Origin of the sequence: Pseudarthrobacter sp. BIM B-2242, from assembly GCF_014764445.1 — a bacterium.
In the GTDB taxonomy this organism is placed as follows: Bacteria; Actinomycetota; Actinomycetes; order Actinomycetales; family Micrococcaceae; genus Arthrobacter; species Arthrobacter luteus_A.
On record NZ_CP061721.1, the window covers coordinates 3,857,533 to 3,880,109 of the forward strand.

The 22,577-nt window shown below is 62.1% G+C and carries 24 protein-coding genes; 11 read left to right on the forward strand and 13 right to left on the reverse strand.

All coding sequences use genetic code 11. The features are described from left to right. Nucleotides 1–174: 174 nt before the first annotated feature. Both hxlA and hxlB read right to left on the reverse strand, forming a co-directional pair. Nucleotides 175–798 carry a 3-hexulose-6-phosphate synthase gene (gene hxlA, locus IDT60_RS17790; protein ID WP_164204622.1) on the reverse strand — a complete coding sequence of 208 codons (624 nt, stop codon included), beginning with the start codon at nucleotides 796–798 and terminating at the stop codon, nucleotides 175–177. An 82-nt stretch (nucleotides 799–880) separates the two neighbouring features. Further along, nucleotides 881–1,480 (reverse strand): 6-phospho-3-hexuloisomerase, encoded by a 600-nt coding sequence (gene hxlB, locus IDT60_RS17795; protein ID WP_208786664.1) that lies wholly within the window; start codon nucleotides 1,478–1,480, stop codon nucleotides 881–883. A gap of 297 nt (nucleotides 1,481–1,777) precedes the next feature. Between hxlB and IDT60_RS17800 the strand changes: the two genes are divergently transcribed. The 11 genes from IDT60_RS17800 (at nucleotide 1,778) to IDT60_RS17850 (ending at nucleotide 12,292) form a co-directional block, all read left to right on the forward strand. Further along, a complete protein-coding gene (locus IDT60_RS17800; protein ID WP_191080064.1) occupies nucleotides 1,778–2,539 on the forward strand; it encodes a FadR/GntR family transcriptional regulator in 762 nt (253 codons plus the stop codon). Beyond that, nucleotides 2,536–3,243, forward strand: a complete 708-nt coding sequence (locus IDT60_RS17805) for a cache domain-containing protein (protein ID WP_191080065.1) — start codon at nucleotides 2,536–2,538, stop codon at nucleotides 3,241–3,243. The genes IDT60_RS17800 and IDT60_RS17805 overlap by 4 nt, the downstream gene beginning before the upstream one ends. 362 nt (nucleotides 3,244–3,605) lie before the next feature. After that, on the forward strand, nucleotides 3,606–5,087 hold the full coding sequence (locus IDT60_RS17810) for an APC family permease (RefSeq protein ID WP_191080066.1): 1,482 nt from the start codon (nucleotides 3,606–3,608) through the stop codon (nucleotides 5,085–5,087). Between the two features lie 307 nt (nucleotides 5,088–5,394). After that, nucleotides 5,395–5,775, forward strand: coding sequence for a cupin domain-containing protein (locus tag IDT60_RS17815; protein ID WP_191080067.1), 381 nt, complete (start codon nucleotides 5,395–5,397; stop codon nucleotides 5,773–5,775). Between the two features lie 9 nt (nucleotides 5,776–5,784). Beyond that, nucleotides 5,785–6,267, forward strand: a complete 483-nt coding sequence (locus IDT60_RS17820) for a dimethylamine monooxygenase subunit DmmA family protein (RefSeq protein WP_191080068.1) — start codon at nucleotides 5,785–5,787, stop codon at nucleotides 6,265–6,267. Further along, nucleotides 6,264–7,250, forward strand: coding sequence for a PDR/VanB family oxidoreductase (locus IDT60_RS17825; protein WP_208786663.1), 987 nt, complete (start codon nucleotides 6,264–6,266; stop codon nucleotides 7,248–7,250). The genes IDT60_RS17820 and IDT60_RS17825 overlap by 4 nt, the downstream gene beginning before the upstream one ends. Next, nucleotides 7,247–8,248 carry a DUF3445 domain-containing protein gene (locus tag IDT60_RS17830; RefSeq protein ID WP_223883791.1) on the forward strand — a complete coding sequence of 334 codons (1,002 nt, stop codon included), beginning with the start codon at nucleotides 7,247–7,249 and terminating at the stop codon, nucleotides 8,246–8,248. The genes IDT60_RS17825 and IDT60_RS17830 overlap by 4 nt, the downstream gene beginning before the upstream one ends. 291 nt (nucleotides 8,249–8,539) lie before the next feature. Further along, on the forward strand, nucleotides 8,540–10,483 hold the full coding sequence (locus tag IDT60_RS17835) for a primary-amine oxidase (RefSeq protein ID WP_191080070.1): 1,944 nt from the start codon (nucleotides 8,540–8,542) through the stop codon (nucleotides 10,481–10,483). Nucleotides 10,484–10,632: 149 nt separating this feature from the next. After that, complete coding sequence (locus IDT60_RS17840; RefSeq protein WP_191080071.1) at nucleotides 10,633–11,289, forward strand: DUF5134 domain-containing protein; 657 nt, start codon at nucleotides 10,633–10,635, stop codon at nucleotides 11,287–11,289. A gap of 257 nt (nucleotides 11,290–11,546) precedes the next feature. Further along, entirely contained in the window at nucleotides 11,547–11,870 is a 324-nt protein-coding gene (locus tag IDT60_RS17845; RefSeq protein WP_191080072.1) for a multidrug efflux SMR transporter, read from the forward strand. After that, nucleotides 11,870–12,292, forward strand: a complete 423-nt coding sequence (locus tag IDT60_RS17850) for a multidrug efflux SMR transporter (RefSeq protein ID WP_191080073.1) — start codon at nucleotides 11,870–11,872, stop codon at nucleotides 12,290–12,292. Before IDT60_RS17845 ends, IDT60_RS17850 begins: the two co-directional genes overlap by 1 nt. Before the next feature lie 26 nt (nucleotides 12,293–12,318). Here the strand turns inward: IDT60_RS17850 and IDT60_RS17855 are convergent, their stop codons facing one another. The 11 genes from IDT60_RS17855 to IDT60_RS17900 form a co-directional block, all read right to left on the reverse strand. Continuing rightward, nucleotides 12,319–12,906, reverse strand: coding sequence for a TetR/AcrR family transcriptional regulator (locus IDT60_RS17855; protein WP_164204601.1), 588 nt, complete (start codon nucleotides 12,904–12,906; stop codon nucleotides 12,319–12,321). Nucleotides 12,907–13,247: 341 nt separating this feature from the next. Beyond that, complete coding sequence (gene betT, locus IDT60_RS17860) at nucleotides 13,248–15,344, reverse strand: choline BCCT transporter BetT (protein ID WP_191080074.1); 2,097 nt, start codon at nucleotides 15,342–15,344, stop codon at nucleotides 13,248–13,250. Between the two features lie 480 nt (nucleotides 15,345–15,824). Continuing rightward, complete coding sequence (locus IDT60_RS17865; protein WP_191080075.1) at nucleotides 15,825–16,205, reverse strand: cupin domain-containing protein; 381 nt, start codon at nucleotides 16,203–16,205, stop codon at nucleotides 15,825–15,827. 405 nt (nucleotides 16,206–16,610) lie between these two features. After that, on the reverse strand, nucleotides 16,611–17,156 hold the full coding sequence (locus tag IDT60_RS23320; RefSeq protein ID WP_223883792.1) for an AEC family transporter: 546 nt from the start codon (nucleotides 17,154–17,156) through the stop codon (nucleotides 16,611–16,613). Further along, a complete protein-coding gene (locus IDT60_RS23325; RefSeq protein ID WP_223884001.1) occupies nucleotides 17,132–17,524 on the reverse strand; it encodes an AEC family transporter in 393 nt (130 codons plus the stop codon). Before IDT60_RS23325 ends, IDT60_RS23320 begins: the two co-directional genes overlap by 25 nt. Nucleotides 17,525–17,720: 196 nt before the next feature. Next, the gene (locus tag IDT60_RS17875) at nucleotides 17,721–17,975 is read right to left on the reverse strand and encodes a hypothetical protein (RefSeq protein ID WP_191080076.1); all 255 of its coding nucleotides are present in this window, start codon (nucleotides 17,973–17,975) and stop codon (nucleotides 17,721–17,723) included. A gap of 145 nt (nucleotides 17,976–18,120) precedes the next feature. Continuing rightward, entirely contained in the window at nucleotides 18,121–18,975 is an 855-nt protein-coding gene (locus IDT60_RS17880; RefSeq protein ID WP_191080077.1) for a fumarylacetoacetate hydrolase family protein, read from the reverse strand. Between the two features lie 110 nt (nucleotides 18,976–19,085). Beyond that, complete coding sequence (locus tag IDT60_RS17885; protein WP_191080078.1) at nucleotides 19,086–19,883, reverse strand: 2-keto-4-pentenoate hydratase; 798 nt, start codon at nucleotides 19,881–19,883, stop codon at nucleotides 19,086–19,088. 100 nt (nucleotides 19,884–19,983) lie between these two features. After that, a complete protein-coding gene (locus IDT60_RS17890; RefSeq protein ID WP_191080079.1) occupies nucleotides 19,984–21,570 on the reverse strand; it encodes an aldehyde dehydrogenase (NADP(+)) in 1,587 nt (528 codons plus the stop codon). Nucleotides 21,571–21,611: 41 nt separating this feature from the next. After that, nucleotides 21,612–22,028 (reverse strand): ester cyclase, encoded by a 417-nt coding sequence (locus IDT60_RS17895; RefSeq protein ID WP_191080080.1) that lies wholly within the window; start codon nucleotides 22,026–22,028, stop codon nucleotides 21,612–21,614. Continuing rightward, the gene (locus IDT60_RS17900; RefSeq protein ID WP_191080081.1) at nucleotides 22,025–22,576 is read right to left on the reverse strand and encodes a flavin reductase family protein; all 552 of its coding nucleotides are present in this window, start codon (nucleotides 22,574–22,576) and stop codon (nucleotides 22,025–22,027) included. Before IDT60_RS17900 ends, IDT60_RS17895 begins: the two co-directional genes overlap by 4 nt. Nucleotide 22,577 lies beyond the last annotated feature (1 nt).

The window sequence follows — 22,577 nt, forward strand, 5'->3', positions numbered from 1 at the left end:
TGTGTTTTTGGAATCGGATTCAGCACGGAACCGTACTGCCCGCGGAAACGTGTCTCCGCGGGCAGTACAGGAAAGACATTCCGGGCTGCAGGCCCTCAAAAACGAGGTCCTGCAGCCCGGAGGTGGCATCCCGCGACGTGTTGGGAGTGCGGGACGCCTCCGTCAACCGGCTGGTTAGTTGATGGCCGCGCGGAGCTGCTTGGCTGCCAGTGCCGGGTCGGCTGCACCGTAGATGGCACCGCCGGCAACGGCGACATCAGCGCCGGCCTTCTGGACGTCACCGATGGTGGCGAGCTTTACGCCGCCTGCAACGGAGAACGGAACGCGGGCTTCAGCGCCGGCACGGAGCAGACCGTTCAGGTCGAAGCCGGGCTTTGCCTGCTCGTCCAGGCCGGCGTGCATCTCAACGAACTTCGCACCCAGGGCGCGGACTTCCTTGGCACGGGTTACCTTGTCCTCGATGCCGATGAGGTCAACGACAACACCCTTGTTGTGGGCCTTGGCGGCCTTGACGGCACCGGCGATGGTGGAGTCATCGGCAGCACCGAGCACGGTGACCAGGTCAGCGCCGGCCTTGAACGCGATGTCCGCTTCGAGCTCGCCGGCATCCATGGTCTTGAGGTCAGCGAAGACAACCTTGTCCGGGTGGGCGTTCTTGATCGCCGTGATGACTGAGAGGCCTTCGGCCTTGATCAGCGGGGTGCCCAGCTCGATGATGTCAACGAATTCGGCGACCTGGCCGGCGAGTTCGAGGGCGGCTTCGGTGGTCAGCAGGTCGATAGCAACTTGGAGCTTCATGATGGTGTTTTCCTTCTGTTGAGAAATGCGGTTGGTGTTGAAACTTGATCAGGTACTGCGGTTGGTGAAATCTGTGTCTCGATTACTCGAGGTTTGCGTGCCTGAGCCAAAGCTCCTCGGCAGGTACATCCGTGTTGTCCCACAAGGACTGGAAGATGGCTTCGGTGGCGAGGAACAGGACCTGCTCGAAGAGGGACCCTGAGTACTGGCGGGTAACGCTCGAGCCGTGGTCGGTCTTCTGTGCGGCGGGAATGATCACCACGGAGTCGGCCAGGCCGGCAAGCGGTGAGCTCGCGTTCGTGGTGAACGCGGCAATCCGCGCCCCTGCCTTGGCTGCTGTCTCGGCTGACTTGACTACGCCCGAGGTGGTTCCCGATCCGGAGGCCACCAGGAGCAGGTCGCCGGAAGCGATTGCGGGTGTGGTGGTGTCACCGGCGATGTGGACGTTCAGGCCCAGGTGCATCAGCCTCATGGCAGCCATCCGGAGCACCAGGCCGCTGCGGCCGGCTCCGGCGACGAACACCCGGCCGGGATGGCTGAGGTGACGGGCCAGGTCGGCCAGCTGCTGCTCGTCGAGCTTGGCCGCGGTGTCCGTGATCTCGTCCCTGACAAGAGAGAGATTCCGGACAATGTCATCTGTGCTGCTGTACCCGGTACGAACTGCACTTGCTGTCGTAGTCACGATGTTTTCCCCTTCTATTCGGTCGTTGGCCTGTGGAGCCGAACGACGCTTTCTGGTTGATATCCATACTCCCGAAGGGAACGGGCAGGGGTAACACTGTTTTCTGACGGTTCTAACTACACTTAAGGATTGGTGCTACCTACCGGCGCAGGGTGGGTGGCCCGGACAGGGCCCGGAAAACCGCAGTTTTGAGGGATTTATTGCATAGACTCTGGGAAACGAGTTAAGTCCTGCCGATGTTGTCTGGACTGCTTGTCATCGAACCACCCCATATCTCATTCCCCGGAGCGCAGAATTTTGGCCTCGCCGTCCTCATTCCAGTCCCAGATCTACCGGTCACTGCCGGAAATCGAGAGGGCCGACGCGATCGTGGACAGAATTACCAAGGCCATCGGCCTGGGACTGCTCAAAGTAGGTGAACGCCTGCCGCCCGAAGCGGCGCTCTCCGAAATGTTTGGCGTTGGCGGGGCCACGCTTCGCGAAGCACTGGGGGAACTGCGTGAGAGCGGCGTTGTCGAGACCCGCAGGGGCCGCAGCGGTGGAACTTTTGTCGTCAGCCAGCCGCGTACGCAGACCGATACGATACGCGATTGGTTCCTCTCGACGTCGATCTCCGAAATCCGTGACATCGGTGACGAACATTCCGCCATCGCCGCCACCACCGTCCGCCTCGCATGTGAGCGTGCCGAAGCACATGACTGCGAACGCCTGCAGGAACTTGCCCGGGCTTTGGTCCTGGCCGATACCCCTGAACTGCGCGCACCTGCGGATAGCCGCTTCCACATAGAAATGGCCATCGCCGCACAGTCACCACGGCTTGCCAATGCCGAGATCCGGCTTCAGGAGGAAACAGTGCAGCAGCTTTGGACTCCGCTCACTGTGGCATTTGACCCTGAGCAGGCAACCGCTGAACACTTGGAACTGGTGCGGGCAGTTGCCCAGGACCAGCCGGAGAAAGCCCAGAACCTTGTCCTTGAGCACATCCGGCGGAACATTTTCCACCTCATCGACAAGAAGCTCACCCTCGGCTACGCCCAATCAACCCAGGATGGTCAATGATGCCCGCCGCTGAAGTCGCACACGCTGCCGCTACCCTTTCTTCCTGGCTGAGCGGCGTCTGCGCGGAGGTGAATAAACTCGCCAGCGACATTTCCTCCCTCCTGGAGGGAAATCTGGCCGGCAAGCCCGGCATCGACATGGCTGCACTGGCAGGGCTGGACGAATATCCCCGCGACTTCCTGACACGGAATACCTTTGCGGCCGGAGCCGGAACGTTCTTTGCGGTGGACACCCTCGCGCCGGGGCTTCCGGCGTTGGACTGGTGGGCCCGCAAGGAATACGGCACCGTCGGCAGGCTCGACCTGGATGTGACTCCCGGCAGCAGCCGCTACTACGACTATGAAAAGCTGCCGTTTTTCTCCACCGCCGCGTCCACAGGTGAACAGAGCCTCTGGGGGCCGTACGTGGACTTCCTTGGCTTCGAGGAATACATCCTGACATTTGCGGCTCCGCTGTCTGTCCAGGGACGGTTCACCGGTGTAGCTGCCTGCGACATCAGGATCAAGGACCTGGAACCCCTCATCATGCCGACCCTGCGCGCTATCTCGGCCGACGCCGCCCTCGTCAACGCCAGCAACCGCGTCATTCTCGGCAACTCCGGTTTATATCTTGTGGGTGAGCGGATAAAGTCCGACTACCCCAGTCAGCATCGGACCGCCCTGGACGTCCCCCACCTCGGGCTTTCCTTGATCTATATCGCCTAGCGTTCGGACTTGCGCTGCCAACGGAGCAGACCGGCAAGACGCTGGCCAGACTTATTGTGTACAAAAGCTATCGCAATAGAGGTTTTAAGCTGTAACCTCTGGGAGTGATCTGCTTCACATCGCGTTAGTGCGGAACAGTCATGAGTCCTTCGGCATAGCCCGTTGGGTCCACTCCTGAGCACCGCAGCCTCCTCGTCCTACATGCCGGCGCGCGCCGTCCGGAAATTTCACGCGGCAGCATGTCGCCGCGGCACTACATGCCTGACTGGACAGAGCTGATCATTCACCGCCAACGGGGGATCCAAAACCGAGTTCCATAACGAAGAAGTCAGAGACGACTTCAGTAGTTTTAGGGAGATTCAATGAGTGAAAATCGTTTAGACGGCACCGATCACCTGGAAAGGTCGATCGACTGGAAGCAGGGTTTGGCCATTGCGCTGGGCGTTCCCTTGCTGATTCTGCCCTCCTTGGGCTACCTGCCGATGTACGTGTCTGCCGCAGCAATCCTCATCTGGGGAATATCGGTCCTGCAGGGTTTTATGCAGAGCACCGCCTATGCCGAGATGGCCACCACCTTCCCCAAAGCATCCGGCCTGCCGGGCTTTGCACAGCACGTCTTCCGGACGGAGAACTACAAGGGCAAGTACGACAAGGGCAAGCTGATCGGCGGCTTCAGCGCCTGGAGCTACTGGTTTGCCTGGAACCCTGTACTCGCCATCTTTTCCATCCTGGTGGGCGGATACCTGCACGGGCTGTTTCCGGTGCTGGCCGAGACCTTCACCGAGTACCAGCTGGCGCTGATCTCCGGCCTGGTGATTTTCACCGGGTTGTTCGTAGTGAACTGGTTCGGCCTCAAGGATGGCGCCAAGCTGGGTTACGTCCTGGCTGCGTTCTCTCTTATACCCCTGGTGGTCCTGACCGTAGCGCCCTTCGCCACCGGGAAGGTGGAGCTCTCAAATATCACCGGCAGCTGGATGCCGGCCGACTGGGCCTGGGACATGCACCACATCCTGATCCTCTTTGGCATCTTTGCGATCGCCCAGTGGAGTGCCTGCGCCTGGGAAACGGCAGCCATCTACGGTCCCGAGTACAAAAACCCGTCGAGAGACGTTCCCAAAGCACTCTATGCCTGCGGCATCATCTGTTTCTTCTCGTTTGTACTGGTGCAATCTGCAGTGATCGGCGTGCTGGGAGTTGAGGGCGTACTGGCCGAGCCCTTGTCGCCGCTGATTCCAGTGGCCCTGGCTGTCTTCGGCCAAGCAGGCACCATGGTCACCATCATCATGCTGATCGCTGCCATGATCCTCATCATCCAGACGGCCTACCTGGGCTCCTCCCGCGCCATGCACTCCATGTCGAGTGAAGGCAACCTGCCCAGGGTGTTCGGCAAAACAAACCGCCAGGGTACACCGTTTGTTGCCATGCTGGTCATCGGCGCCTTCAACCTCGTGCTGATCTCCATGGGGACGCCGGCGGCAATCCTTGCGGCGTCCGCGATCGGCTACACCTGCGCCAACGGCATCAGCCTGTTTGCCTATGTCAGGGCCAAAAATCACCCTGCCTTCAAAAACCTGGAACGGCCCTTCAAGGCACCCAAGGGCTGGAAAAAGGTTGCCCTGATCTTCGGCCTCTTTAACCTCCCCCTGTGCCTGGTGGGCGTGGTGTACCTGAACAGCCTGGAGGTCGGCTGGACTTCAACCTGGGTGGGCTTCCTCGTACTGTCGCTATACATACCCATCTGGTTGTATACCCAGCGCGAATCCCGCCGCTTAAACGGCAAGGCAGCTACCGCTCCCTCCTCGGACGAGGACGCCGGAGATCTTGAAAGGGTTCCAAGTCCCTGACAAGGACAACACCCAAGCTTTCCAGCGCATATTTCACGGCGGATGCCGGGCCTTTCCAGGGCCCGGCATCCGCCGTGAGTGCGTTCAGGGACCCCGGCCTGTCAACCGCGCCACGAAGAAATAAAACAGAATTTTGGCCTTAACTTTTAAAAAGTCTGGACTAGATGAATTAAGTCCCGTAGGTTTACTTGTGGGGCAGGAAGCGTGACTCACATCACATCTCACGCAGGTCGGCCAGGCCGGTCCTCCGGAAGACGTCCCTTCCCGAATCCCATCTTTCACACCACCAGTCATAGGAGACAGCACCATGGAAACTGCACTCGTAGGATCACTGACCAAGGCCGGATCCATCCAAAAGGTCGAAAACGGCTTCATCGGCCTGCCGTCGATGAACGAGCCCGGCACGATCTCCGCGATCGGCGACTCGCTGCACAACCCGGAGGGCTCGGTCATGTGCGCCGGCTTCTTCGAACTGAAGGCGTCCGAGCCGCTGATCTACACCTACACCTACGACGAGATGAAGGTTGTCATCAAGGGCGAATTCATCCTCACCGACCAGAGCACCGGCGAAGTCACACACGCCAAGGAACGCGACGTGCTGTTCTTCCCCAAGGGCACCACCGTGAAGTTCGAGACCCCCGAGTACGGCCTGGGGTTCTTCGCCGGCGACCGCACCTTCAACCCGTAAGGACCGACCATGCGTTCCGCGTCCACGCCGCCAGCAGCCGGCAACGGCCTGGAACCTGGTTTCCGCGGTGTCATCTGTGTATCTTTCGGATCCACAGGTGACACCGCAGTTCCAGACACCGATGGCCAGCCCCGCTACGATCTCCATTTCGAAGCAGCAACAGCCGACACCCTCTTGGAACTCAAGTCCGTATTCAGCAGTTCCCATGTTGGCGTCCGCCTTGTCCTTGCAGGACCCCCGGCAGATATCCGGGCAGCCGCCGCCGTCGCAGCGGACTGCGGACTTCTGGGGGAGGAAGTAACGCTCCTGTCCCAGGAAACCGGACCCCGGTTTGTTTATTGTCCGCATTGCCTCTCCACCACCGCTGACCGGACAGGCGGCACCGAGGTGACGTGTCACGGGTGCTCCACCGTCCTGGCCGTCACTGATCACTTTTCCCGACGAAGAGGCGCATACCTGGGCTACTCAGCCCATGCCGAGGAGGCAGCATGACCGCCATAGCGCTCCAGCCCCAGGTCCACCCGGCGGTGGAGGGAGGCCTCCACCTGGAGGTGACAGACATCAGCCGCCAGACGGAATCGATTGTCAGCATTACCTTCGCCGCTCCGGAGGGTGGACGGTTGCCCTCCTATGTCCCGGGGAGCCACCTGGTGGTCCAATACGGGAGCGGCGTCAATGCATACTCGCTGACAGGTTCAGGCAACGCACCGTCCGACTACACCATCTCTGTCCTGAGGGTCGATGAAGGCGCCGGCGGCTCGGTAGCCATGCACCGGCTCTCCGTCGGCGACCGTGTTAACGTTTCGCGCCCCCGGAGCGCATTTGCTCCCGCATCAACCGCGTCGCATCATCTGCTGGTTGCTGCAGGAATCGGGATCACGCCGATTCTTTCGCACGCCAGGGCCGCGGTGGAGCGGGGCAACACAGCATCAATGATCTACGTGCACCGGCCGGACGCCGGCGCCCACGTGACGGAAGCACGGGAACTGCTGGGGCCGGGGCTGACCGCTCTGGTGGAGTGCACCAGCCGGAGCAGTTTCCAAAGCGTTCTGGCCGAAGCGCTCATAACACAGCCCCTCGGCACCCACCTCTACGTGTGCGGTCCCGTTGTCTTCATGGATGCGGTCCTGGAAGAGGCCCGGAGCCAGGGCTGGTCAGCCGCCCGGCTTCACTCAGAAGCCTTTGGCGCAACCGAACTGGACGCGGGTGAACCCTTTACGGTGCATCTGGCACGCAGCGGCGTTAGTTTGGAAGTTCCGGCCGGCGTTTCGCTGCTGGAGACACTCGAAACAGCAGGGAAGACCATCCCCAACATGTGCCGCAAGGGCATCTGCGGGGAATGCGTCCTGCCGGTTCTTCGTGGCGCACCGCAGCACCGCGACCTGTACCTGTCCGACCAGGAAAAAGCCGAGAACACCACAATGATGTGCTGTGTTTCGCGCAGCAACGACCCAGAATTGGAGTTGGACCTTTGAGTAGCACGATCATCGAAACCGATCCGGACGCAGTCCTTCTCCCCGAACGGATCAGGCGCTTCCCTTTTCCTTTTGCCAACGACACGTACCGGTACAGCGCTAACGTCGAACCGGCCACCAAAACTGCACCGACAGAAGCCGGCTCCTGGGGAGCCCACCTGGTGGACATCGACGAACACTACCTGGACGAACTGTCCGAGCGCGCCAAAGTGCTGGAACGCGACGCTTCCCGCGTGAACGTCCTCCCCCACATGCGACCGGCAGTGTGGGACGCCCTGACCACCCTGCTGTCCTCCATGGCGGATGATTACCCGGACACGATGTCTTTCCACCGGGAAGGCAACGTCTGCCGCTGGCATAACGGCCTGCAGGATCTCGACGTCGAATTTACCGTCGGCGACGACAGCTCACTGCCTGAAGGTCCGCTGCGCTTCCTCGGCAGCCAGATCCAGGACGACATCATTCTTCTCGACGTCCGGGACGATACGCTGTGGCTTGATGCCGGCCTCGTGACCTTCGCCGCTGACTGGTCATTCGGCTTCGATGTCGGCATGAACTTCATGGAAATCCATCATCCCGTCCCGCGGGTGAAGGAAGAACGCATCATCAGCCGGGCTGAGCAGTTCCTGCTGCGCCTGCAGCCCGGCGAACAGTTCCGGCGGACCAACTGGACCATGACCATCGGCCGGCGCATGGACACCTCCACGGAAACGTACCCGGAATGGGGTCCGGACCGAAGCACCATTGCCGACGACCCTGCCATGCCGGAGAAGCTCCACCTTCGCGTGGAAGTTCAGCACCTGGTCCGCCTTCCGCACTCCGGCGCCTTGCTGTTCCTGGTCAGGACCCACCTCCTGCCCCTTTCCGACATCGCCCGGGTACCGGCGTGGCGGGAAAAGATGGGCCATGTGCTGGCCGAACTGCCGGACGACATGGCCGAATACAAGGGCATCATCCGCTACCGCAAAGCCGCTTCTGACTGGCTGCTGGGCCGCTAGCTCCCGCTAGTGCGCCATAAATAGAGCAATAAGAGAATATCCCTAAAAAAAGCTAGACTAAATGATTTATTTCACGTAGCTTGGCTGCAAGAGGAATACGTGACCGGCATCACGCCAACGGAGCTCAGTGCAGAGCTCCGCTGGCAAAGCCCGGGTCCGGTCTCCTCCAGGCAGGTTTCAAGAACATGAGCGGTCTGCCAAGTACTTGCCAAACGCCACTCATGTCACGGGGCAACTCGCCTAACAGGCCATAGGGATCTTCATCCTCACGAAAGAACCAAGGAGAAAACCATGACTCTCAACACTGAAATTCACACCGGGGTAGGGGTTTCCCACCCGCTTGATCCGCTCTCCCGCGAGGAGATTTCCCGGGCCGCCGCGATCCTGAAGGACGGCCCGGCCGCCGCGGAATCGTTCCGCTTCATCAGCATTGAACTGCGCGAACCGGAGAAGGAACTGCTCCGCACCGGCGCCGCTGTCACCCGTGAAGCCGACGCTGTCCTGGTCAACCGCGCCGAAGCCCGGTCCTACGAAGCGATCGTGGACCTCGAATCAGGCATCGTCTCCAAATGGACCCAGCTGCCCGCGCACATCCACCCCCCGTTCATGCTCGACGAATTCGCCGAAGGCGAAGAGTCCTGCCGCCAGAACCCCGAGGTCCAGGCCGCCCTGGCCAAACGCGGGATCACCGACATGTCCCTGGTCTGCTTCGAACCCTGGTCCGTAGGCTACTTCGGCGAAGACGACCTGGGCCGGCGCCTGATGCGCGCCCTGGTCTTCGTCCGCGAAGAAGCCGACGACAGCCCCTACGCCCACCCGATCGAGAACTTCATCGTCATCGTGGACCTGAACTCCGGCGAAGTCGTCAAGGTCGATGACGACCAGGCCATCCCCGTCCCCTCCGCGTCCGGGAACTACCTGCCCAAATACGTCGGCGAACCCCGCACCGACCTCAAACCCATCTCCATCACCCAGCCCGAAGGCGCCTCCTTCACCGTCACCGGCAACCACGTCCAGTGGGCCGACTGGTCCTTCCGCGTCGGCTTCACCCCCCGCGAAGGCCTGGTCCTGCACCAGCTCAAATTCCGCAACAAGGGCGTCGAACGCCCCGTGATCAACCGCGCCTCCCTCTCCGAAATGGTCGTCCCCTACGGTGACACCGCCCCCGTCCAGGCCAAAAAGAACGCCTTCGACTCCGGCGAATACAACATCGGCAACATGGCCAACTCCCTCACCCTGGGCTGTGACTGCCTCGGCGAAATCAAATACTTCGACGGCATCACCGCCGACAGCCACGGCAACCCCCTCACCATCGAAAACGCCATCTGCATGCACGAAGAAGACGACTCCATCCTCTGGAAGCACTTCGACTTCCGCGAAGGCACCACCGAAACCCGCCGCTCCCGCAAACTCGTCATCTCCTTCATCGCCACCGTCGCGAACTACGAATACGCCTTCTACTGGCACCTCTTCCTCGACGGATCCATCGAATTCCTCGTCAAAGCCACCGGCATCCTCTCCACCGCCGGCCAGAAACCCGGCGAAAACAGCCCCTACGGCCAGAACCTGAACAACGACGGACTCTACGCCCCCATCCACCAGCACATGTTCAACGTCCGCATGGACTTCGAAATCGACGGCCCCACCAACGCCGTCTACGAAGTCGACATGGAAATCCCCGAACACAACCCCACCCACACCGCCTTCATGGCCGTGGACCGGCTCCTGGAAACCGAACAGGCCGCCATCCGCAAAACCGACACCTCCAAACACCGCTTCTGGAAAATCGCCAACCGCGACAGCAAAAACATCGTCAACGAACCCGTCGCCTACCGCCTGATCCCCACCGACGGCATCCAACTCGCCGCCGGCGATGAATCCTACGTCTCCAAACGAGCACAGTTCGCCCGGAACAACCTCTGGGTCACCGCCTACGACCGCACCGAACGCTTCGCCGCCGGCGAATTCCCCAACCAAGCCACCGGCGAAGACGACGGCCTGCACATCTGGACCCAAAAAGACCGCAACATCGTCGACCAGGACCTCGTCGTCTGGTACACCTTCGGCATGCACCACGTCGTCCGCCTCGAAGACTGGCCCATCATGCCCCGCCAAAACATCGGCTTCATGCTCGAACCCCACGGCTTCTTCGACCAAAACCCCACCCTCAACCTCCCCACCAACGAAAACCGCACCAACACCACCACCGACACCTGCTGCACCACAGATAAATAATCCGGATCCAGCTTCAGGAAAGCCACGAACCACGGACATGAACTAAAGCTGGAAACGAACATCCTCAAACAGGCGGTCCCCGGTGCTGTAAGAAAAGCACCGGGGACCGCCTGTACCCAACCCAATCCTGTAGCGAGAGTGTGATCCGCGTGTTCAATATCCCCGCAATTACCTGGACCCTCACGGTAATCCTGCTGCTTAGCGGCAGCTACCACCTCCTGCAGGCTGCCAAGCCGCACCAGCTCACCGACCGGGTCAACAACACCCTCCACGCCGTCATGAACATCCTGATGGCCGCCATGCTCTGGAACTTCGCACCTTCCACCGTGCTCGCCCAGATCGCTATCCTCGCGGGCTCAGCCCTCTGGTTCGTCATCCAGGCCGTCGCGCGGCCCGAATTCAAAATCCTCTGTGCAGGCAGCCAGGGCCGCCTGAAATGCCTGTACCACAGCTTCAGCATGGCCGGGGCCGCCGTCATGGTCACCATGATGACCAGCCACATCACCACCGGCACTGGAGCGGTCCACGCGGACGCCTCAGCGCTTCCCGGCGCCCACCACGGAATGTCGCATTCAACCCCCGCCATGGCCACGGCCACCCTTGACCACCTGCCCGGCCTCGCCACGCCCCTGACAATCGTCTTCGCGGCCGCGGCACTGGTCTTTGCCTCCCTCCTGGTGCGCAACCGGAAACCGTCAACCGCAGCCCGCGGCACAGCAACGGCAATGCACTCCCCCCGAAAACAACACGGCCTCGAAGCCGTGGGCGCCGCCGCTATGGCCCTCATGTTCGCCACCATGGCCTAGGGGATGATCCCCCAATGAACCCTGCGGTCAGCTCCTCCCCCGATGCCGGCGAACACCTCATCGAAAAGACCTGCGACTCAAACCTCGAACCCGGGGAGTGCTTCTTCTGCACCGGACCCGAGACGGATTGAGGACGCGACACAGCCCGGGGCCTTCCGTTCGGATAGCGGGAGGCCCCGGTTCCAACCCTTGGGAAGGTTCATCGTGAAACTGGCCACCCGCCGTCGGGCGCTGCAAGCGCAGCCAAAGGATCCGTCATGTCGTGGATGATCCTCATTCTTTCCGGGTCGCTCGAGGCCGTCTGGGCCGCGGCCCTGCACCGGACCTTCCAAGCCACCGGCCGGCGCCGCATCGCCCCCGCACTCCTGTTCCTCGTCTCCGTCCTCGCCAGCATGGCCGGACTCGCCTTTGCCATGCAGACCATCCCCACCGGGACCGCGTACGCCGTCTGGGTGGGCGTGGGCGTAGTGCTGACCTCCGCCTACGCCATGATCACCAAGGCTGAACGCCCGACGACGGCGCGCCTGCTGCTGCTCACCGGCATCGCCGCGTGCGTGGTTGGCCTGAAGGTGGTGGCGTGATGACCAAGCGTTCCGTTGCGTGGCTGCTGCTGCTGGCCTCCGCCGTCCTCGAAGCCGTCTGGGCCACCGCCCTGGGCCTGTCCGACGGCCTCACCGTTCCCCTCCCCACCGCGGTGTTCGCCGTGACCACCACCCTGAGCATGATCGGCCTCGGCCTGGCCATCCGCAGCATTCCCCTCGGCACCGCCTACGCCGTCTGGGTAGGAATCGGCGCGGCCCTGACGGTGGGCTGGGCCATGGCCACCGGCGTCGAACCCTTCAGTGTCCTGAAGGTGCTGTTCATCGGGGGGATTGTGGGCTGCGCAGCAGGCCTGAAGTCCCTGCCGGCGGACACCACGCCCGCTGCGGGAGGTTCCGACGCGGACCGAACCGAGGCGGACCGATCTGATGCGGATCGCTCCGACGCCGGAATCCCCGCCTGAGCTTCACGCTGGATCGTTCCAGCGGTTCAGACGCCCGCTTTGAGGAGAAGCGCGTCAATCATCATGAAGAACTGGGCGCGGTGATCAGTAGCTTTGGGGTCGGTCATGTATTGGATGGCAGCGCCGTCGTAAATCATCAGGAAAAGCCTCACCAGCGCAGGGAACTCTATGAGGCAGCGGTCGCCGTTGCTTTGGGCGGCAGCGGAGAATATGTTTCCCAGTTCCACTTCATACGCGGGATAAATCTTCGCGGCCAGCGGGCTGACTGCCGCATTACGCGTTGCCCACAGAATGAGTTCGATCTCGGAAAGGATGCTGGCGGGCTCTTCCTCCAAAGCACGCCAGTAGCCTTCGGCCACCTGTTCCACGGCTTTTCGGAGGCCCAGATGGGCGGGAACGTCACGGGAAAAGCGGCTTAGGTTCTTAAACCAGGCCTCGGCGGCTGCGTCCATCAGTTCTTCTTTATTGCTAAAGCAATAGTGAGCCGTGGCCAGGGGAGCGTTAGCCTCCTTGGCGATGGCCCGAATAGTCACGGACTGAACCCCCTCGCGGCGCATAAGTTCAACCGTTGCTGCAATTAACTGTTCTTTTCGTTCTTCGGCGGATACCCGCATGGCTCACTCTCCAGTCTCCCGTTTCGGCCCGACAGGGACACTTCCTTAAAGACTATTGCGTGAGCGCCCAAAAAAGGTCCAAGCCCACTGCGCAGGCTACGGGGAAGGGATTGCTTTCTGGCCGGCGCAGGCCCTGGCCCCCATGAAGGACCAGTGGCAGAACCTGCCGATACCGGGCACCCGTCTACGCGCGCATGGTCACCGTTTACGGCCCAATCCGGACGGCGCCGAATCGCAGTCGTTCCGATACTCCGAAGTCTGAGCCACGGCAGATGCAGAAACGAACACGGTGGGCGATGAAATCGCCCACCGTGTTCGTTTGTGGCATCCGCAGGCTCCTCCTATGCGGGGGAACCGGTGGCCGGTGGTAGCTGTGGAGTGATGATCGAAGGATGGTCGTATTCGCTCGAGAAGGCCAGGAAGCCCAGGTGGGCCTCGTAACGGACCAGCACGTCTTCCATGATCTGCTGCGGGGTCACGCCCATCAGGTCATAGCCCTCGGAGCCGGTCTGCGCGAACACTTCCACGCGGTAGTAGACATCGGATTCGTGTTGCATGCCGCGGCCGAATTTCGGTACTGAAGCTTCGACAGCCTGGAGCTGGTAGTGGAAGTCCCTGTGGTCCGGGATGGCCACCACGAGCACATGGCCTGAGACACCCGTGTCTTCGTTCGGGATGGTTTCCAGGGTTGCGTTATGGCCCTGTTTGGTGAACTCCTCGACAGCCTCGGCCAGCGCCGGCTGCGCAGTGAACTCAAGGAACTTCGCAGCCTCGTCCTTGGACGGGTAGGAGCGTATCTTCGCCAGTCGCTGGCCCCACGTGCGGTCCGCCCTGTGGCCTCCGTGCACCGCTATCGACTGCCGCCGCTGGACGCGGGCCTCACGTTCGATCCGCTCCATCCGCAGCGCCTTGGTGAAGGAGACCATGACCAGCCAGGCGATGATGGTCACCGGTAGGGCGAAGATCAGGGTGGCGTACTCCATGGTGGTCACGCCGCCGGCCACCAGCATCGCGATGGTCAGCAGGGCGGTGACCAAGGCCCAGAAGATCCGCAGTCCCTTGGCGCCGTCCTGGGTGGCATTAGTGATGTTGGACGAGAAGTTGGACATCATCATGGCCCCGGAGTTGGCGCTGGTGAGGTAGAACAGCATGCCGGACAACGTGCCCAGCCCGATCAGGAGAGGAGCTCCGGGGAACATCCCGAGCAGCGCGTACCAGCCCTCTTGCGGGCTGGTAATGGCCAGCTGCGCGAACGCCTCGTTGCCGTTCAGTACCTCATGCAGGGCACTGTTACCGAAGATGCTTACGACGAGGAAGTCGCAGAGCACCGGGAAGGTGATGGCGGCGATGACGAACTCCCGCAGGGTCCGGCCACGGGAGATGCGGGCCAGGAACAGGCCCACGAACGGGCCCCAGGCCAGCCAGAAGGCCCAGAAGAACAGGGTCCAGCCACCCATCCACTCCGAACCGCCGTCCTGGTAAGCGAACGTCTGCAGGGTGCGTTCGGGCAAGGTAACGGCAAACCTGCCGATGTTCTCCACCAGGGAGTTGAGCAGGAACGAGGTTTGGCCGGTCACCAGCATGTACAACAACAGGGCAGCGGCGCTCCAGATGTTCAGCTCCGCGACCCAGCGGATCGCTTTGTCCACGCCGGAGGTGCAGGCCGCGATGGTGAGGACGACGGCGACAATGACCAGGGCGATCTGCAGGGCCAGGCCCTGCTCCAGTCCGAACATGATGGAGAATCCTACGTTCAGCAGGACCACACCGATCCCCATGGCCGTAGCCACACCGAAGACGGTGCCCACCAGGGTGATGATGTCGATCGTGTCCCCGAGCCCGCCCCGGACGCGTTTGCCCAGCAGGGGATACAGGGCTGCGCGGATGGACAGCGGCATGCCCCACCGGTAGGCGAAGTAGCCCATGGCCATGCCGAGGAGGGCATACATGGCCCAGCCCGCAATGCCGTAGTGGAACATCGTCCACACCACGGCTTCGCGGGCTGCCTCGGCCGTCTGGCCTGCGCCCTCCGGCGGTTTCATGTACTGGGTGATGGGTTCGGTCACGGAGTAGAACAGCATGTCGATGCCCACCCCGGCGGCGAACAGGTATGCCACCCAGGTGAACAGCTTGTACTGCGGACGGGAGTGGTCCGGGCCCATCCGGACCGAGCCCACCTTGGAGAACGCCACCCACAGCACAAACCCGATGACGACAGTGACCGTGAGCACATAGAACCAGCCGAGGTTCTGTGCGATCCAGCCCACCACCGTCTTCATGGTGGCCTGGGCGCTGGCGGGGACCAGCATTGCCCAGACGGAGAAGGCAATAATAATGACTGCAGCGATGATAAGGACCCGCCAGTTAACCTTGGGCGCGCGGTCCTTTGCGAGTTCGGCCGGCACAGTGTCTGGCTCTTTGTCAGTGATGATACTCAAAGGTCCAACTCCAATTCTTGGTCTCTGCTGCGTGAACGCAGCACATCATGATGGTGTTCGCGGCCTTTTGCTGGTCAGTCAGGTAGGGGTCCCATTGCAGGAGACCTCGGATTTTTCGGCAGGGAGCAGCCGCCGGCAGATGCCTTAAGGCACAGGCGGGGGGCCACTTTCCTGCTTTTTCGAGGAGCTCCGGCAACGGGACGCCGGCCGGAACGTCCAATCTGATGCCGCTACGGGCCAGGTTCACAGCGAACCGTTGGCCCTCGTCGATTTCGGCCATGCCGAAGGCTTATGTATGCAGCGGGCGGACTGGCCTGCTGAGATCCCGGATGAGCGGGAGGACGACGCGGAGGACCGGGCTGATCTTCGAGGGGGGTCAGCGCCCTGAAGGTGGAATGGGGCAACTCCGCCGATTCCCCATTCGGACGCCACCGGTTTTAGCGGCCCGCGCCGGTGGGACGCGGGCCGCATGGTCGGTCCTTACGGGTTGAAGGTGCGGTCGCCGGCGAAGAACCCCAGGCCGTACTCGGGGGTCTCGAACTTCACGGTGGTGCCCTTGGGGAAGAACAGCACGTCGCGTTCCTTGGCGTGTGTGACTTCGCCGGTGCTCTGGTCGGTGAGGATGAATTCGCCCTTGATGACAACCTTCATCTCGTCGTAGGTGTAGGTGTAGATCAGCGGCTCGGACGCCTTCAGCTCGAAGAAGCCGGCGCACATGACCGAGCCCTCCGGGTTGTGCAGCGAGTCGCCGATCGCGGAGATCGTGCCGGGCTCGTTCATCGACGGCAGGCCGATGAAGCCGTTTTCGACCTTTTGGATGGATCCGGCCTTGGTCAGTGATCCTACGAGGGTGGTTTCCATGGTGTCTCCTAAATGAAGTGTGGGAAAGATTCGTCAGAGCTGTACATCGTTGGCAGAACTGTTCAATCTTTGGCGCTTGTAAGACTGTGTCGAAGAACCGGGCTGGAGCCCGCCTGGGGCATCCTGAGGGATCGCCTGCTACCCGAAGTTGTCATTCGTACCAACCGGCTGAGGTCTGCTAGAGAGCCACTTCCGATGTGACACCAATCACGTTGTCCGTCCCACAAACTTTGACATGAACAGCAGTTCAAGTCAATCGTTCAAGACAAGATTTCAGAAGCTTTTTTATCTCCAAACCACGGCAATATGAACGGCCTTAAGTTGGGAGGAGTCCGGCATGGCAAAGCAGGGTAGGGAATCCCCCCTGAAGGGAAGTCACACAAGGCCTGTCGCCGCGGCTGGGTCTCAGCCCAGGATCCAGGCTGCTCCCAGGAGCAGGGGTACCGCGAGAAGCGTCGTAAGCACAGCTGCGGACTGGGCTATTTTCTGGGCGACACCGTACCGGACTGCATACAGGACCACATTCTGACCCGTGGGAAGGATGGCGCAGGCCACAACGACGAAGGTGCCGAAGGGGTCGAGGTGTAAAACGAAAGCGGCCAGCAGCCAGGCCAGAAGGGGCTGGATGCCGGACTTGAGCAGCACAGCCAGGAGCGTCGGCACCCGGTCGCCGGCGCTTTGCCCCACGGCGAGTCCGTTCAGGGACATACCGAAAATGATCAGCATCAGGGGAACGGTCAGTTGCGCGACCAGCCTCATGGGGTCCAAGAGCAGGTCAGGTACCTGCACTCCGGACGCACTGACGAGAATACCCAGCACGGCCGCCACCGTCACCGGGTTGCGCAGCGGGATGGAGAGCATGTGCCCGAGTGACACCTTTTTCCTGGCCGGATCGGTGAGATCAAGGATGGTCAGTGCCACCGGCGTCACAACGGCCAACTGGAAGAGCATGATCGGCGCCACAAAGTGGCGCTTCCAAGGATGTACAGCGAGAGCGGGACGCCAAGGTTCGTGGAATTCACTATCCCCGTGGCCAGAGCCCCGATGGTGGTGCGGCGAACTCCCCAGCGGCCGATCGCCCCGATGACGGCGAACAGGATCATGACGGCAGCTGCCGTTACCACCGAGATCAGGCCTGTCGGGCTGAGAACCTCCGAGATGTGGCGTGAGGCGATCATGGAAAACATCAGGCTGGGTAACCCGACCAGGAACGTCAACGTGGACAGTACCTTTGTCCCCTGCGGACCCAAGGCATTCGTCTTGCCTAGGACGTACCCCACCAGCAAGACGGCGCCCACGACGAAGAAGCCCTTTAGCACTCCGTCCAAGCGTTGCCCCTCAATTCAGTTGGCGTAGAAAGAAATGGGCCGGCCTGTGGCGTCAGGTGTTACCGGTGGCGGGCCGTCTCCGCGTGGATCAGGCATCGCCGGACAATGCGCCTGCTCAAACCAGTCCTGCGGGCGGCGTCCGGACTCCCTCGTCGATGCGGCCCGCGTTGCTCACTTGCCGCATAGCTCAGTCGCCATACATCAGGCTGGCGAGAAACCTCTCCAACTCCGAATCCGCGGGCAGGGCGCTGGCCGCGGCGCTGTCCTGGGACTCCTCGATTTCGAGGTAAAGCCCTTCCCAGGGAGCCGCAGTGATTCCAGCACTTCCGCCGGCGGCCGCGGCTTCCGTATGCGCAGGCGCCTGCACGGGCTGCGTGCCCCAGTGGCTCGCAGCCGGGCGGCGCAGGAAGGCGGCAGAAAAAGTGCGCGGGACGATGGTCATGATGGCTTCCTCTCTGAAGCATTCGGGGCAAACTGCTGAAGATCAATAAATGAACGCCACGTTCACTCTCTGAACATAGAAACAGCATGACATAGGTCACGTTGTCAGGCAAGAGAGTGCGCCGGACATGGGGTTGGAGGCGGACTCAGTCCCGCTGGTGCATCCGGTGGCGCATCTCCCCCACGCCCCGGACGTAGCTCACAAGTTCATCCCCGTCATGCAGGAAGCGTTGGGGAACCCGGCCCGCTCCCACTCCCGGCGGCGTACCGGTGAAGATGACGTCGCCGGGAAGCAAGGGCGTGACAGCGGAAAGCCGGGCGATGATTTCAGGAACCGGAAAGACCATATCCACTGTGTTTCCCGCCTGCACAGGTTCCCCGTTGATGGCACAGCCGAGTTCGATTGCGTCAGGGTTTTCAAACTCATCCGGAGTTACCAGCAACGGTCCCATGGGGCCGAAGCCGGGGTACGATTTCGCCAGACTGTATTGCGGCGCAGGTCCCGCGGACTGCCTTGTCCGCTCAGAGAGGTCCTGCCCGGCCGTAACGCCGGCCACGTGGCGCCATGCGTTGTCCGGGCTGATGCTCTGTCCGCCCCGTCCAATGACCACAACGAGCTCGATCTCCCAGTCGACGGTTCCCTGCGGCAGGGCTATGGCGCCGTACGGGCCGGTGAGCGCGCTGACGAACTTCGTGAAGACAGTGAGTTCCTGAGGGACTTCCAATGCTGCCTCTGCAGCGTGCGCTGCATAGTTCAGCCCGATGGCAAACACCTGGCGCGGGCGGGGAGCCGGACTGCCGACATGACGCTGCGGCACGTCCGCCAGCGGTCGGCCGCCGTCGTCCTCCAGAGAGCCCGCGACGTCGAGAACCTCCTCCCAGCGGTCGTAGCACTCCTGGACGCCGGGGCTGATGCGTCCGCCTGTTGCCTGCGAGACATCCACCACCATTCCGGCGTGTGTGATAAGCGACAGCCGGTCTGAGATATTGGCCAAACGCATGGGACTCCTTAGTGCTGGGCGGATGCATCGTGGAAGCGGATAGGTCGTGGAATAAGAACAGGGGCCCGGCCCCTTCCGGGGACCGGACCCCTGCGGAGGCCTTGCCTTAATCAGTTGGCTGCAGCGTCTGTGACGTCGAATTCGACAGTGCCCCAGCCCTCGAATGTCCCCGTCCACCGGCCGGCTTCGTTCATGGGGACGGCCTGCAGGCAGCTTCCCGGAAGGATGACCTGGCCGGCCTCGAACGTGACGCCGTACGCGGCGAGGCGGTTGACGAGCCAGGCGACGGCGGCAAGCGGGTTGCCGAGGATGTTTCCGGTGGAGCCGCTGATGACTTCCCGGCCGTTGAAGCGCAGGACGCCCCTGGTGTCCCGCAGGTTCAAATCCGTCACCCTGCGCGGTGTGCCGCCGAGGATGACGGCGCCGGTGGAGCCGTTGTCGGCCAGGGTGTCGCACAGCCCGATATCCCATTGCTTCACGCGGGAATCGATGATCTCGATAGCCGGAAGGGCGAACTCGATGGCATCGATGACGTCCGCAACTGTGGTGTTGTGTCCGCCCAGAGGCTTGCGGAGCATAAATGCGGGTTCCAGTTCAACGTACGGCGCGATGAACCGGTCACGTTCGAGAGCGGTTCCCTCATAAGCAAAAGTACTGGCAAGAAGGTGTCCGTAGTCTGGCTGGTCGAGGCCAAAGGCATCCTGCATGACCTTGGCGATGTTGCCTAGCTTGTATCCGACGAGCCGGTCTCCATCTGCCAGGGCATGGTCCACATTGATCTTCTGGACCTCGAAGGCGCCGTCGGGATCCAGGCCAGGCCAGGTTTCGATCGGCGCTTCAATGGGCTGGCCCTGCCTGCGTGCTGCGCGGAGGGAGGAGGCAATGTCCTCGAGCGTAATGGTGGACATGTGAAGCCCTTTCAAATGGACGGTGGATTTCCGGCCCCGGACGAATGTGTTGAGGGAGTCCTGCCCGGGGCCGGAAGCTGTTGAAGTGTGTGTGCCGGCGTCAGTTCTGCTGCGGCTCTGCGTGGCCGTTGACCAGCCGGTGCACCTTCCAGGGATTGGCATCCTTCAGCGGCGCCGGAAGCAACTCGTCAGGGAAGTTCTGGTACGAGACCGGCCTGAGGAACCTATCCACGGCCAAGGTTCCGACAGACGTGGTGCGGGAGTCGGACGTAGCCGGGTAGGGGCCGCCGTGAACCATGGCGTGCCCCACCTCCACTCCGGTGGGCCAGCCGTTGATGATGATCCTGCCAACCTTCCGTTCCAGGAACGGGATGAGTCTCGATGCGGCGTCATAGTCGTCGGCGTCGAGATGGAGGGAAGCCGTCAGTTGGCCTTCCAGGCGGGAAGTTGCCTCAATCAGGTCATCGGCGTCCTTGTAGCGCACAATCAGGCTGGCCGCCCCAAAAATCTCCTCGTGGAGCGCCGCGTTGCGGGTGAAGACATCAAGGTTTGTCCCAAAGACAGCCGGGGCGGGGGCGTTTGCCGTCGTACCTGCCCGGCCCCGGGCAACCAGCTGCACATCATCGACGCCGGCAACAGAGTTGTACCCCTTATCCCACGAGGCAGCAATCCCCTGGCTGAGCATTGTCTGGCCGGCCTGGCCGGCTACGGAGGAAGCGACGGCGGCGGCAAAACGGTCACCGGCCTCGCCCTCGGGCACGAACACCAGACCAGGCGACGTGCACAATTGGCCCGAGCTTCCCGTCACAGAGGTGACGTACTGGGCGGCCAGGGCATCAAGATCGCCTGTGAGGGCCCCTGGCAGGACGTAGACCGGGTTGATGGAGGACATCTCCGCATAGACAGGAATGGGCTCGGGGCGTGCCGCGGCGGTGCGCATCAAAGCAGTGCCGCCGGCCCGGGACCCGGTGAATCCCACCGCTTTTATGGCGGGATCGGCAACAAGCGCCTGCCCGATGCTCGCACCGGAGCCGTAGACCAGGGAGAAAACGCCCGGGTGCAGTTCCAGGTCGCGGACGGCTTTCGCCACGGCATGCCCTACAAGCTCCGCCGTTCCCGGATGGGCATTGTGTGCCTTAACAACAACCGGGCAGCCGGCGGCGAGCGCGGAGGCGGTGTCCCCTCCCGCCACGGAGAATGCCAGCGGAAAGTTGCTGGCACCGAACACGGCCACAGGGCCCAGGGGGATCTGCCTCAGGCGGATGTCGGCGCGGGGCAGGGGTGCCCGTTCAGGGAGCGCCGGGTCTACCCGGACGCCGCGGAAGTCGCCCGTCCGGACCACGTTGGCAAAAAGGCGAAGCTGACCGACGGTGCGGGCACGTTCACCGCGCAGACGTTCTGCTCCCAGTCCGGTCTCGGCGGAGGCACGGTTAATCAGTTCCTCGCCGACCGCGTCGATATTCTCTGCGATGGCTTCGAGGAAGCGCGCGTGGCGCTCGGGCTCCAGTGTGCTGAATGATTCGAAGGCGTCGGCGGCCGCATCTGTGGCTGCTTTCAGCTGGTCGTCGCTGACCAGCGTGTAGGCCGGCTCCAGCGCTTCGTTGGTGGCCGGGTTGATGCCGAAGGTGGAGCCGTTGGTGCCGGCCACCTCCGTCCCGGCGATGAGGGAGTTTCCGGTCAGTGTCATGGTTGCGTCTCCTGGACGTAGTAAAAAGTGAATAGCTGGACCTAGTTGCCTGCGCCCAGGTGCCAGATGCCGAGGGAAGAGAGAAGTTCCCGGGGGTCCCAGACCACCCATTCCTCAGCAATCTTTCCGTCCTCGAATCGAAGGAAAGACGCTCCCGTGACGGTGACGCTCCGCCCTGTGGCGGGAACGTCCATAAAAGAACCCCGGTGAGTGCCGTGGGTCTGCCAATGGATGGCTGCAGTCTCACCTTCCTCGATAATGTTCAGGATTTCCGTTGTTGTGTCCGGGAAGGCCACGTGCGTGGCTTCGATGGTCTTCCGCAGCTGCTCGACGTCTTCGGTGCCGGACTTCGAGTGGCGTACATAGCCTGGCGCGAGCAGCGCCTCGAAGACCGACAGGTCGCCGTCGCCCCAGGCGCCGTTCCAGGCTTTGAGGATCGATTCCTGCTTGGTGCTCATGATGCTGTCCTTACTGCTTCCGGTGCCGGGATTTCGATAGGAAGGTACTGGCCGAATTTGCCGCCCCGGAAAAGCAGGGCATCGCCGGTTCCTTCTTCCATGCTGGTCACTGCTCCGACCACCATGTAGTGGTCGCCCACCACCACTTCCGCGGTGACGATGCAGTCGATATAAGCGGTGGCGCCGTCCAGGTGGGGTGTGCCAAGGGGCCCGGCAGTGCAGGGCAGGCCTTCAAACTTCTCCGGGCCCTTGCGGGAAAGGGAGCGGCAAATGCCGATCTGGTCATCCGCGAGGATGTTGGCGGTGAACTTCTGCAGCTTGCGCAGTTTCGGCCAGCTGGAGGAGGACTTGTCCACGCAGAACATCACCAGTGGAGGTTCCAGGGACAAGGACTGGAAGGTGCCCACCACCAGGCCGAGCTTCTCGTCATCGTCGTTGGTTCCTGTGATGGCTACGACGCCGGTGGGCAGCTTTCCGAGTATCTGGCGGTAGAACGCGGGGCTGATGTCCGCGGTGAGTGTATCGGCTGCTGCCGGGGTGATGTCCATG

Excerpts from the sequence above, each read along its gene's own strand:
- hxlA (WP_164204622.1), bottom strand. The coding sequence starts at position 798 with ATGAAGCTCCAAGTTGCTATCGACCTGCTGACCACCGAAGCCGCCCTC.
- IDT60_RS17805 (WP_191080065.1), top strand. The coding sequence starts at position 2,536 with ATGATGCCCGCCGCTGAAGTCGCACACGCTGCCGCTACCCTTTCTTCC.
- IDT60_RS17810 (WP_191080066.1), top strand. The coding sequence starts at position 3,606 with ATGAGTGAAAATCGTTTAGACGGCACCGATCACCTGGAAAGGTCGATC.
- IDT60_RS17815 (WP_191080067.1), top strand. The coding sequence starts at position 5,395 with ATGGAAACTGCACTCGTAGGATCACTGACCAAGGCCGGATCCATCCAA.
- IDT60_RS17820 (WP_191080068.1), top strand. The coding sequence starts at position 5,785 with ATGCGTTCCGCGTCCACGCCGCCAGCAGCCGGCAACGGCCTGGAACCT.
- IDT60_RS17825 (WP_208786663.1), top strand. The coding sequence starts at position 6,264 with ATGACCGCCATAGCGCTCCAGCCCCAGGTCCACCCGGCGGTGGAGGGA.
- IDT60_RS17835 (WP_191080070.1), top strand. The coding sequence starts at position 8,540 with ATGACTCTCAACACTGAAATTCACACCGGGGTAGGGGTTTCCCACCCG.
- IDT60_RS17845 (WP_191080072.1), top strand. The coding sequence starts at position 11,547 with ATGTCGTGGATGATCCTCATTCTTTCCGGGTCGCTCGAGGCCGTCTGG.
- IDT60_RS17850 (WP_191080073.1), top strand. The coding sequence starts at position 11,870 with ATGACCAAGCGTTCCGTTGCGTGGCTGCTGCTGCTGGCCTCCGCCGTC.
- IDT60_RS17855 (WP_164204601.1), bottom strand. The coding sequence starts at position 12,906 with ATGCGGGTATCCGCCGAAGAACGAAAAGAACAGTTAATTGCAGCAACG.
- IDT60_RS17865 (WP_191080075.1), bottom strand. The coding sequence starts at position 16,205 with ATGGAAACCACCCTCGTAGGATCACTGACCAAGGCCGGATCCATCCAA.
- IDT60_RS23320 (WP_223883792.1), bottom strand. The coding sequence starts at position 17,156 with ATGCTCTTCCAGTTGGCCGTTGTGACGCCGGTGGCACTGACCATCCTT.
- IDT60_RS17875 (WP_191080076.1), bottom strand. The coding sequence starts at position 17,975 with ATGACCATCGTCCCGCGCACTTTTTCTGCCGCCTTCCTGCGCCGCCCG.
- IDT60_RS17880 (WP_191080077.1), bottom strand. The coding sequence starts at position 18,975 with ATGCGTTTGGCCAATATCTCAGACCGGCTGTCGCTTATCACACACGCC.
- IDT60_RS17885 (WP_191080078.1), bottom strand. The coding sequence starts at position 19,883 with ATGTCCACCATTACGCTCGAGGACATTGCCTCCTCCCTCCGCGCAGCA.
- IDT60_RS17890 (WP_191080079.1), bottom strand. The coding sequence starts at position 21,570 with ATGACACTGACCGGAAACTCCCTCATCGCCGGGACGGAGGTGGCCGGC.
- IDT60_RS17895 (WP_191080080.1), bottom strand. The coding sequence starts at position 22,028 with ATGAGCACCAAGCAGGAATCGATCCTCAAAGCCTGGAACGGCGCCTGG.
- IDT60_RS17900 (WP_191080081.1), bottom strand. The coding sequence starts at position 22,576 with ATGGACATCACCCCGGCAGCAGCCGATACACTCACCGCGGACATCAGC.